At 41.9% G+C, this 11,098-nt stretch carries 13 protein-coding genes; 9 read left to right on the top strand and 4 right to left on the bottom strand.

Features of this window, described 5'->3' with window-relative positions; genetic code table 11:
• The first annotated feature begins 531 nt into the window (after positions 1 to 531).
• The 7 genes from V6B33_RS21710 to proC all read left to right on the top strand — a co-directional run bounded on the left by V6B33_RS21710 (position 532) and on the right by proC (position 7,239).
• A complete protein-coding gene (locus V6B33_RS21710; protein ID WP_334219736.1) occupies positions 532 to 2,427 on the top strand; it encodes a PrkA family serine protein kinase in 1,896 nt (631 codons plus the stop codon).
• A 100-nt stretch (positions 2,428 to 2,527) separates the two neighbouring features.
• Positions 2,528 to 2,722, top strand: a complete 195-nt coding sequence (locus V6B33_RS21715; RefSeq protein WP_334219737.1) for a hypothetical protein — start codon at positions 2,528 to 2,530, stop codon at positions 2,720 to 2,722.
• An 89-nt stretch (positions 2,723 to 2,811) separates the two neighbouring features.
• Positions 2,812 to 2,982, top strand: a complete 171-nt coding sequence (locus V6B33_RS21720) for a multidrug ABC transporter ATPase (protein WP_334219738.1) — start codon at positions 2,812 to 2,814, stop codon at positions 2,980 to 2,982.
• A gap of 339 nt (positions 2,983 to 3,321) precedes the next feature.
• The gene (gene yhbH / locus V6B33_RS21725; RefSeq protein ID WP_442915578.1) at positions 3,322 to 4,482 is read left to right on the top strand and encodes a sporulation protein YhbH; all 1,161 of its coding nucleotides are present in this window, start codon (positions 3,322 to 3,324) and stop codon (positions 4,480 to 4,482) included.
• Between the two features lie 147 nt (positions 4,483 to 4,629).
• On the top strand, positions 4,630 to 5,121 hold the full coding sequence (locus tag V6B33_RS21730) for an STAS domain-containing protein (protein ID WP_334219740.1): 492 nt from the start codon (positions 4,630 to 4,632) through the stop codon (positions 5,119 to 5,121).
• Positions 5,122 to 5,263: 142 nt separating this feature from the next.
• Positions 5,264 to 6,280 (top strand): phosphotransferase enzyme family protein, encoded by a 1,017-nt coding sequence (locus V6B33_RS21735; RefSeq protein ID WP_334219741.1) that lies wholly within the window; start codon positions 5,264 to 5,266, stop codon positions 6,278 to 6,280.
• 152 nt (positions 6,281 to 6,432) lie between these two features.
• On the top strand, positions 6,433 to 7,239 hold the full coding sequence (proC, locus tag V6B33_RS21740) for a pyrroline-5-carboxylate reductase (protein WP_334219742.1): 807 nt from the start codon (positions 6,433 to 6,435) through the stop codon (positions 7,237 to 7,239).
• A gap of 58 nt (positions 7,240 to 7,297) precedes the next feature.
• On the opposite strand, the gene V6B33_RS21745 is transcribed toward proC, so the two are convergent.
• From V6B33_RS21745 to V6B33_RS21755, 3 genes are all read right to left on the bottom strand, one after another.
• Positions 7,298 to 7,966 (bottom strand): SIMPL domain-containing protein, encoded by a 669-nt coding sequence (locus tag V6B33_RS21745; RefSeq protein ID WP_334219743.1) that lies wholly within the window; start codon positions 7,964 to 7,966, stop codon positions 7,298 to 7,300.
• 3 nt (positions 7,967 to 7,969) lie between these two features.
• Positions 7,970 to 8,371 carry a hypothetical protein gene (locus V6B33_RS21750; protein WP_334219744.1) on the bottom strand — a complete coding sequence of 134 codons (402 nt, stop codon included), beginning with the start codon at positions 8,369 to 8,371 and terminating at the stop codon, positions 7,970 to 7,972.
• A gap of 76 nt (positions 8,372 to 8,447) precedes the next feature.
• Positions 8,448 to 9,398: an L-lactate dehydrogenase gene (locus tag V6B33_RS21755; RefSeq protein ID WP_334219745.1), complete on the bottom strand. Its 951-nt coding sequence runs from the start codon at positions 9,396 to 9,398 to the stop codon at positions 8,448 to 8,450.
• A 305-nt stretch (positions 9,399 to 9,703) separates the two neighbouring features.
• Between V6B33_RS21755 and V6B33_RS21760 the strand changes: the two genes are divergently transcribed.
• Together V6B33_RS21760 and V6B33_RS21765 are read left to right on the top strand one after the other, a co-directional pair.
• Positions 9,704 to 10,270, top strand: coding sequence for a GNAT family N-acetyltransferase (locus tag V6B33_RS21760; RefSeq protein WP_334219746.1), 567 nt, complete (start codon positions 9,704 to 9,706; stop codon positions 10,268 to 10,270).
• Positions 10,267 to 10,845 carry a histidine phosphatase family protein gene (locus tag V6B33_RS21765; RefSeq protein WP_334219747.1) on the top strand — a complete coding sequence of 193 codons (579 nt, stop codon included), beginning with the start codon at positions 10,267 to 10,269 and terminating at the stop codon, positions 10,843 to 10,845. The genes V6B33_RS21760 and V6B33_RS21765 overlap by 4 nt, the downstream gene beginning before the upstream one ends.
• A 33-nt stretch (positions 10,846 to 10,878) precedes the next feature.
• Here V6B33_RS21765 and V6B33_RS21770 read toward each other — a convergent pair.
• Positions 10,879 to 11,098 (bottom strand): hypothetical protein (locus V6B33_RS21770; protein ID WP_334219748.1); only part of this gene is annotated, 220 nt, incomplete at its 5' end.

Below are 11,098 nucleotides of genomic sequence, written 5' to 3' on the forward strand. Positions count from 1 at the left end.
CTTAAAAATAAATGCCTGAAAGTTGAAAATAAGCCGCATTTTCATTCAAATCTACCCTTGTAATAGTAAAGGGTTTGGCTGCATAAACATTCTTGCATTAAAAAACCCCGGAAAAGCATATGCTCTTCCGGGGTTTTTTACAACTATTTAGTTAGAACCTGGCTTGTCGTTATAACCAGCAGTGAAGATTGCTGTTAAGAACACCGCAGTCACACCTAAAATAATTATAGTACCCATATCGGTAACCTCCAGTTTCATATTCCACAGTCTGTCTTTAGTATAGCCTATTTTTAAAAAGTTGTGAATGAATGAGGAATATTTTTGTGACAAATTCATTAAATTTCTTCTATAGAATACAGTTGTTACTGCCTGGCGGTACCGCGCTTGTCTAAGACGATCCGTCGTAAAGGGGAGAACATTTCAAGCTGTTAAAAGGAATAAGGAACGAAATACATCTTCTTAACATGTTAGAGTGAACAAGCGCATAGAGTATATTAATCGTCTCTCATTAAGCGACAGGGGGAGGTCCATATGGATATTTTAAAAAAAGTTGAACATTATCGTGAAGAAGAAGTAAAACTGAAATGGGAAGGGACGTTTGCTCAGTATCTGGAGTTGTTGAAGGAAAAGCCTTGGATTGGTCAATCAGCTCACTCTAGAGTCTATAATATGATCAAGGATGCTGGAGTTGAAGAAGTAAATGGGAAACGACGATATAAATTCTTCAGCAATCAATTATTTGGCTTGGAAGAGGCGCTTGAAAGACTCGTGGAAGAGTATTTTCATCCTGCTGCTAAACGATTGGACGTGAGAAAGAGAATCCTGCTTTTAATGGGACCGGTCAGTGGAGGGAAATCGACACTGGTCTCCATGCTGAAACGCGGTTTGGAACATTATTCACGCACAGACAGGGGAGCGATTTTTGCCATAAAGGGCTGTCCGATGCATGAGGATCCGCTTCATTTGATTCCACAGCATTTAAGGGAGGACTTCCATCATGAATACGGAATTCGGATTGAAGGGAATCTTTCCCCGTTAAATACAATGCGGCTTGAAAAAGAATACCAGGGCAGAATTGAAGATGTTCAGGTAGAAAGAGTCTTTTTCTCAGAAGACAAACGTGTCGGGATCGGAACGTTCAGTCCATCTGATCCAAAGTCACAGGATATTGCAGATTTGACGGGAAGCATTGACTTCTCGACGATTGCCGAATTTGGGTCGGAATCCGATCCGCGTGCTTACCGTTTCGATGGCGAGTTGAATAAAGCAAACCGCGGTTTGATGGAATTCCAGGAAATGCTAAAATGTGATGAGAAATTCTTATGGCATTTATTATCTCTTACTCAGGAAGGGAATTTCAAAGCTGGACGATTTGCGCTGATATCCGCAGATGAGCTGATTGTGGCCCATACGAATGAAACGGAGTATCGCTCGTTTATTTCCAATAAGAAAAATGAGGCATTGCACTCGCGTATCATCGTGATGCCGGTTCCATATAATCTGAAAGTGACTCAAGAAGAGAAGATTTATGAAAAAATGATCGGTGAAAGCGACGTATCGAATGTCCACGTTGCGCCTCATACGTTACGTGTCGCTGCAATGTTCACCATCTTGACTCGATTAAAAGAACCGAAGCGCGGTGACATTGATCTTATCAAGAAGATGCGACTGTATGACGGAGAAAGCGTCGAAGGCTTTAACTCTGCCGATGTGGATGAGATGAAGAAAGAGTACCAGGATGAGGGGATGAGCGGTATCGATCCGCGTTATGTGATCAATAGGATTTCATCTACGATCATTCGTAAAGAGATACCGACCATTAACGCGCTTGATGTCCTAAGGGCACTAAAGGAAGGACTCGATCAGCATCCGTCTATTACCAATGAGCTGCGTGAAAGATATTTGAATTTCATTTCGCTTGCCCGCAAAGAATATGATGATATTGCAAAAAAAGAAGTACAAAAAGCCTTTGTGTATTCTTACGAAGAGTCTGCTAAAACACTTATGGAAAACTACCTGGATAATGTCGAGGCATATTGCAATAAGGCTAAACTGCATGATCCTCTGACAGGTGAAGAAATCAATCCGGATGAGAAACTGATGAGGTCAATAGAAGAACAGATCGGCATTTCTGAAAATGCGAAAAAAGCTTTCCGTGAAGAAATTCTGATCCGGATCTCAGCCTATGCACGTAAAGGGAAGAGATTTGATTACAACTCCCATGACCGCCTGCGGGAAGCAATCCAGAAGAAGCTGTTTGCCGACCTGAAGGATGTCGTAAAGATTACCACCTCTTCAAAAACACCGGATGAACAACAGCTCAAGAAAGTCAACGAAGTGGTTGCCCGCCTCATAGATGAACATGGATACAACTCAACTTCGGCGAACGATCTGCTGCGCTATGTGGGAAGTCTGCTGAATCGATAACAACACAATACAAGAACGGGATGCACATGACCATCCCGTTCTTTTTGCCGTTTATAAATGTATAGAGCAGGGAAATGTAAAGAGAAAGAGGTGATGACACATGAAGAAGAAACTTGAAGTAGATAAAAAGCAAGAGCTGGATAGAAACAATGAACCTGACAATGGCTCGATGGCACACGACATGGAGGAGATGGAACTGCTCGGGAAACAGATGGACAGGCTGAGGACAAACGAGGAATTGAAAGAAGATGATAAACAGCCGGATCCCGTTCAATATAAAGAAAAAGATAAATAATGGAAATATTGACAGAAAAATCAGAATATAATACTCTTGAGATAGAGAGAGCCGGAACCATCATCTCACAATGAAAGCGGGTGAAGGGGATGTCTTCTAAACCTCAACCTCGAGAAGAAGCAGAACCTTTTAACGGAAGCATGGCCTCCAATATGGAGGAATTGATCAAGCTAGGCAAGCAAATGGAAAAGTTGCGATCCAGCGGAGAACTGAAAAATCATAACCGAGTACAAGATCCGGCTCAGTACGAAGAAGAGTAGGTAATCAGGCGAAAGCACCTGGTTATTTTTTTTGGATTTTCTGCTCATGCACTCAAATATGTAACCAAATGGATGGTAAAACCATACAAAGAAAAGCATAATTTTGAAAAGATATCATAAGTATTCATTTAAGAGAAAAATAGGCTCGTCCAAATCAATAAAGAATGATTAATTGTCGAAATTATTTGTAAATTAATCAATACTTCTGCATAGGATAGAGTAATCCCCGATTCATTCCTAATAGGGGGAAAAGACAGTAGATTAGGCAGTCAACATAGTGTATGCAGCGTGAAGAAAAGTGTGAAAAAATTCTTTAAGGAGGGGAAATTATTGAGTCAAATGGATAATCATCAGTTTGTCATTTCCAAGGAAGATTGGGCCCTCCACCGCAAAGGTCACGATGATCAGCAAAGACATCAAGAAAAAGTACAGGATGCGATAAGAAACAATCTGCCTGATTTGATTACTGAAGAAAATATCATTATGTCCAATGGCCGTGATGTCGTCAAAATTCCGATTCGCTCATTAGATGAATATAAAATCCGTTACAATTATGATAAAAATAAGCACGCTGGACAGGGAGACGGCGACAGTCAAGTTGGGGACGTTATTGCCAGAGATGGCTCACAGCAGCAGAAGGGACCCGGAAAAGGGCAGGGAGCAGGAGATAAAGCAGGCGAAGATTATTATGAAGCAGAAGTGTCTCTCATGGAAATTGAAGAGGCATTATTTGGTCAATTGGAGCTGCCGAACCTTAAGAAAAAAGAGCAGGATGTCCAAACCGTGGAACACATTGAATTCAATGATATCCGAAAAACCGGTCTTATGGGGAATATAGATAAGAAGAAGACGATGATGTCTGCATTTAAGAGAAATGCTATGAATGGCGCACCTAGCTTCCATCCGATTATTACAGAAGATTTAAAATTCAGAACCTGGAATGAAGTATTGAAGCCTGAATCAAAAGCCGTCGTCTTAGCGATGATGGATACGAGCGGCAGTATGGGCGTATGGGAAAAATATATGGCCAGGAGCTTCTTTTTCTGGATGACGCGGTTCTTGAGAACAAAATATGAGACGGTGGAAATAGAATTCATCGCACACCATACTGAAGCGAAAGTCGTTTCAGAAGAACATTTCTTCTCAAAAGGTGAAAGTGGAGGAACAATCTGTTCATCGGCATACCGTAAAGCTTTGGAACTAATTGATGAAAAATATAATCCTGCAAGATACAATATCTACCCGTTCCATTTCTCGGATGGCGACAACTTAACGTCAGATAATGTGCGCTGCGTCAAGCTTGTTGAAGAATTAATGAAGGTATCCAGCATGTTCGGATACGGTGAAGTAAACCAGTATAACCGTCACTCAACCCTCATGTCCGCTTATAAAAACATCAAGAATGATGACTTCCGTTACTATATCCTCAAACAAAAAGCCGATGTATTCCATGCCATGAGAAGCTTCTTTAAGAAAGAAGAAGAAAAAGCATATGCGTGATAAAAGCCAGCCGAAAAGGCTGGCTTTTATGTATCTATTCGGGAATGTGTCATTCCATGAAAAAATAGTATTCTTTCAGGAAGAGTTGATGATAAAATAGGATTTAACATGATTTCAAATAATTTGATACGATCGATGAGGTATAGAATGTCAAATGAACGAACGCAAATACAGGAACTAAAAGAAGAGATTGCCCAACTGAAAAAACAACTTGAGGAGTCTGAGGAATTAATCAGGGATATTTCGGCACCCATCATTCCATCCATCGTACCGGAAACCATACTCGTACCGATTACCGGACGCCTTTCACCTGAAAGATTCGACATGATTATCACCAGAATCCTGAATGTATCTTATCAAGAAGAGATCAATACAATCATTATTGACTTCTCAGCCATCTCAGAAAAGGATATTTGTGAAATGGATGTCTTCGGCACATATGTTGACAATCTGGCAAAAGCCATTTCGTTGATGGGTATAGAGGTTCTTTTTGTGGGATTCACTCCTTCCCTTACTCAGATTATTGTAAATTCAGGTGTGCAGCAGATCTTGGAAGTGAAAAGCTTCCTTTCATTTAAAACAGCTCTTCAATATTTAATGAATCAAAGAGGAATGAAGTTTCAACATATCAAAGAATAAGAGAGCAGCCTTCAATGGCTGTTTTTTATATGGGATGGGAAGCATACACACCTCCCAATATTAAAGAAATATAAAAGGAATCCATTAAAGAAAAGTCGTATATATACAAGAAGTAAATGCTGCAGGGTGAGGAGAATGGTATATGGAACAATGGATTGAAAAACTGTTCAGTAAAGAGCTTCTGGAGGCAGCGGCGGCAATGTATGGGTGTGATGCCTCGCGTGCAAAGAAGCTGGGGGATTTTGAAAACTATGTGTATGAAGTCCACAAGGGAGGTACACCGTTTATTTTGAGATTGACTCATAGTTCCCACCGTTCCCGAAAAGATGTGGAAGCTGAACTCAGGTGGATGAATTATTTACATGATAAGGGAGTCAATGTGCCGCTTGTCAATCAATCGAAGGGAGGCGGATTGGTTGAAGTACTGGCCGCAGGGGATACCTGTTTCTATGTGTGCTTATTCGATAAGGCTCCCGGTAGTCCGGTAAGCGTCAAGGATGACCTGTTTAATGAAGACCTGTTTAAAGAGTGGGGGAAAATCAGCGGCAAAATGCATCGGATAACAAAGGAATATGAAGCTGGAGAGTTCGTAAGGGAAAGGTGGGATGAAGATGATATCATGCACTATTCAAAATATCTTTCTCCGAACGATGCTCTCATAATCGAAAAGGCTGAGTGGAACAAGAAAAAGATTCAGAAACTGGAAGAGACTCCTGAGAATTTCGGGGTCATCCATTCAGATATTCATCAAGGCAACTTTTTTTATCACGATGGGGAGATTCATGTGTTTGATTTTGATGACAGCATGCAGTTTTTCTTCTTGAGTGATATAGCGATTCCGCTCTATTATTCTGTGTGGTGGAAACACAGAAAGGAGAATCTGAAGGTGCGTTCTGCATTTGGTGAATCCTTTTTAACTGCATTTCTTCGCGGGTATTTGGAAGAATATTCGATTGAAGAAAAATGGATCGAGCATATGCCGTCATTTTTATCATTGCGGGATTTTACACTTTACACGGTTTTCCACAAGAAGTGGGACCTGAGCAATTTATCAGAGATTGAGGAGTCGTTACTGACAGGTCTGAGAGAAAGGCTGCTTCACGATGAACCAATGGTCAGCCTTGATTTCAAAGCGATCCTTCAAAAAGCAGGTGGATAAAGGATTATCTTCCGACTTTTGAACTGAAAGCTTGCAGACGGAGATAGAAGTGCAAAGGAGCTAATGCTGTCTGTGATTTAACTATTATTCACGCTGATGAAAAAGTTTGTTATGATTCTATAGATGATAGTTAAAGACAGAGGTGAAGCTTTATGGTAAAGTCGATTGGATTCATCGGGTGCGGAAATATGGCACAGGCCATTTTAGGAGGGATCCTGAAGGCTGGGATCGTGGATAAACGTGCAGTCATGACCAGTGCGAAATCAGAATCAACAAGAAGGTATGTGGCCGAAGAATTTCAAGTTGAATGTACAGCGGATAACCTGGCTGTCGCAGCCTTCTCAGATATATTGTTTCTTTCAATTAAACCTGATCAATATGAAAATGTTATTTCAGAAGTGAAGGATACCATGAAAGAAGATGCGGTTGTTGTGACGATCGCTGCGGGAATCACTCTGGAGTGGATGGAAGCTCAGTTCGGGAAAGAGATTAAGATTGTCCGCACAATGCCGAATACGCCTTCATTAGTAGGTGAGGGGATGACGGCGTATTGCGTTAATGAACGATTAGCAGAAGAGGAATTGGAGGAAGTATCCCTCATTTTAGGAAGTTTCGGTAAAGCTGAACGGGTAGAGGAAGCCCTGATGGACGCGATTCCTGCAGTGAGTGGTTCTTCTCCTGCATATGTGTTTATGTTCATCGAGGCTCTCGCAGACGGTGCTGTTCTGCAAGGCGTACCAAGAAATCAAGCGTATGAGCTGGCGGCTCAAGCTGTACTTGGTGCCGCCAAAATGGTACTTGAAACAGGCAAACACCCCGGAGCACTGAAAGACGCTGTCTGCTCTCCGGGCGGAGCCACCATCGAAGCAGTCTCGGCGCTTGAGAAAAATGGATTTAGAGGTGCAATCTTATCCGCCATGGAAGCATGCGGAAAGAAATCAAAATCACTGGGCGAGTAATATGTAAACCTAAAGGTCCGTTCCTCACGTTAAAGTGATGAGAAACGGACCTTTAAATTTAGTAGGTTCGATATTCTACAGTGAGGGAAGCCGTTACTCCGATCTGACCTGGCTGCAGGCTTGTGCTATCTTCTGCTCCTTGAACGAGGGCAGTGGGAGCAAATGGAATCACGGCAGTACCAGAATGTTCTGTAATGGATTTGGGGTGAGGGTCTAATTGCTGCCCTGATTGATTAGACAGGGTGAGGGCTTTTTCATGGGCCTCATGATAAGCTGCTGCAAGTGCTTGTTGGTAAGTCTTGGCAGGATCAGAGTTTACAAACTGAATATTTTCTACACGATTTGCCCCGCTTTTTATGGCCTCATCAATTATTTTTCCAAGGGAATCAATTTCACTTACAGTGATGGTGAAAACATGCCTTACCTCATAACCCATGAAAATCTGTTTTCCATCTTCGTAATGATATTTCGGGAAAATTTGATAGGTGGAGGTTTGGATGTCCTTTTTGGGTATACCATTGTCCACCAGTGATTGGACAACCCGGTTTGATCTCTGCACGTTTTGTCTTTGAGCTTCCTCCAAATCTTCACCCTGGGTAACGACTCCAAGTGATACAACCGCCTGATCAGGATCTACATACATCTTATGTTCTCCGGTCACAGTAATCTTTCCGGGCCTTCCATTGGGATTTGCACGAAAATAGGAAGGATAAGAATACATATTCATCGCCTACACACACGTAAAGGATTGGATATTATCTAAATCGATGCCGAAATATACCCATCTCCAGCCGATCCATCTCCAGCCTGCAATCGACCGGCGCCCGACAAATATCGGAAAGAACCAAAATTGATCCCTTCGCAGCCAAATATAAGTGTATCGGAATAAACAGCGGCGGATTGCCCCGGGATCAACGGCCATTACGCTTGGTCCGCCCTGCATGGCTGTCATCTGCGGGGTGAAGCTTGGCGGCGGTCCCGATGGAGGCTGATTACCGCCTCCTTGCTGTCCTCCAGGCGGAGGTGCGCTCGGTGGTCCGCCGCCAGGGAAACCGCCGCCGGGGCCTCCACCAGGAAAGCCGCCTCCGGGAAATCCGGGAAAGCCCGGGAATAACTGTCTATCGTCGTACATAGAAGAACCTCCTCATAAACGAATTCTCAATAGTTTATGAGGAGGCGACCTCTGTGTGCGTGTCTATCTCTTGTGCTCATTCACCAAAGGCTGTCTGCATTACTTGTTTTAACGTTTCGGCAGAAGATCGGAATTGACCTTGCTCTTTTTCACTTAATGGAAGTTCGACTACTTTGCGGATTCCTTCACGGTTGATGATTGCAGGAACCCCTATATAAATATCCTTCTGATTATATTCTCCGTCAAGAAGTGAAGAAACGGTCAGGATACTGTTTTCATTGTTGAAAATCGCTTTCGTGATTCGTGCCAGACCCATGGCGATGCCATAATAGGTAGCACCTTTCCGTTCTATGATCTGGTATGCGGCATCCCTAACATTGATGAAGATTTCATCCAATTTCTCTTGAACATCTTTCTTCTCCAAGTCAATCAACTCACTTAAATGACTCGCCCCGACCGTTGTGTGACTCCATACAGGAAACTCGGTATCCCCGTGTTCACCCAAAATATAAGCATGAATATTACGAGTATCAATGTCAAAATGTTCTCCAACCAAATAACGCAGTCTTGCTGTATCCAGAATCGTCCCTGAACCGATAACTCTTTCTTTAGGCAAACCGGAAAATTTCCAAGTTGCATATGTCAATATATCAACAGGATTGGTTGCGACCAGGAAGATTCCGTTAAACCCGCTTGACATCACCTGCTCTACGATGCTTTTAAAGATTTTAATATTTTTACCTGCCAAATCAAGCCGTGTTTCACCGGGTTTTTGATTTGCTCCTGCTGTAATCACCACGATGTCAGCGTCCTTACAGTCACTGTAATCACTTGCGTGAATCTTCATCGGAGATGCAAATGCCAGGCCGTGATTGAGGTCACGTGCATCACCATCCGCTTTTTCTTTATTCATATCGATTAATACGAGTTCATGAGCAATTCCTTGATTTAAAAGGGCAAAAGCATAACTGGAGCCCACAAACCCGGTTCCGATAAGGGCAACTTTGTTTGTGCATTTGATTGTCATTCTCCCTCACACACCTAACGTAATAAAGTTTTAATTGTGCTTGTCTGATATATTGTGAATTATTTCACAAACCAATGATAACATGATTTCCCGGCTAATTCTACTTCTATCCATTTAATAAATATCTAAACAATCAAGAAATCATCTATTTTTATCTGATTGTCAAACTTACTTCGACGGTCAGAAAGTATGGATAATCCTTTGCTGTACTACAGTGATAAAAGCTCTTCCCTCACTTGACTAAAAATTGGAGGGATTCAGGCGGGTGGCAGTGAATTAGTTATAGAAGGATTGGAGTGTGAATAATGGAAATCAGGAATGGTGACATAGTAATTCGTCCTCTTAAAGAGGAAGACAAGTTTAGATTGGCGAAATGGCTGTCTGATCCTGTTGTACTTCAATATTACGAAGGGAGGGACAGTCCATTTACAATTGAGATGGTTGAAGAAAAATTTATTAATCAAAGCGATGAAGCAGTCCGGTGCATCTTCATTTTCAAAGGGAAAGAGATTGGATACGTCCAATACTATCCCATCGACGAAGAAGAATGGATTAAATACGGCTACAATAAGGCAAATGAAGTGATTTATGGAACCGATCAGTTCATCGGGGAAACGGACTATTGGAATCGCGGAATCGGCACATTGCTGATTGATGCATTGAAGAACTATCTTGTCGGAACTTTGGGAGTCGACCGCCTTGTCATGGATCCCATGGTATGGAATGAAAGGGCGATAAAGTGCTACGAAAAATGCGGCTACAGAAAAGTGAAAATCCTTCCTCAAAATGAATTGCATGAAGGAGTCACACACGACGCCTGGCTCGTCGAATATGCTGATGAACATAACTATAAGAAAGTAGTGAAACAATGAAAACATGTATTTATTTTGTTAGGCACGCCCACTCGGTTTATTCTCCGGAAGAATTGGAGAGGCCACTCTCGGAAAAGGGGGCACGTGACGCCTGGCGAGTGACAGACCTGCTGAAGAACAGAAATATTGAGGCTGTATGTTCAAGCCCCTATAAACGGGCGATTAAAACAGTAGAAGGAATCGCTTCGATACATAATGTGGATATTGATATTTATGAAGATATGAAGGAAAGGAAGCTTTCCGGGGAACCTGTTGAAGACTTTTTATATTCAATTGGGAAGGTGTGGAGTGAACCTCGTTTTTCCTTTCCGGACGGTGAATCCAATCTTCAAGCACAGAAAAGAGGTGTCCAATGCTTCTTCAACATATTAGATAAATACGAAGGCAAAAATATAGCAGTCGGCACACACGGCAATATCATGGTGTTGATCATGAATCATTTTGATGAACGGTACAACCTTGATTTTTGGAAGAGTCTCGAGATGCCGGATATTTATAAATTGACCTTCGATGGAAAAGTGCTTGTTGAAATGGAGAGGATATGGAGTGGAGTTCACCCAATTAAGCTGACTTGAAGCGTAATTCTTAAAAAATCTCCCGGAAAAAGTCTAGGGGGTTCTGTTTTGAAGTACAATATATGAATTAACATTGCTTTTCGTATAGTAATTCGCACCAAAATTAAAAAGCAATTGGGCAAGAAAATCAAAAAGAAGAATGCTTGGAGACATATGCTCCAAGCATTCTTTATCCCAAGATAAGTACTGGTTAGCGAGTTCCAATTCTACAAGAACATCCAGAAAATAAGCTACTAAAATAATGGGAGAAACA

This window comes from Mangrovibacillus sp. Mu-81, from assembly GCF_036867415.1.
Lineage (GTDB): Bacteria > Bacillota > Bacilli > Bacillales > Bacillaceae_B > Rossellomorea.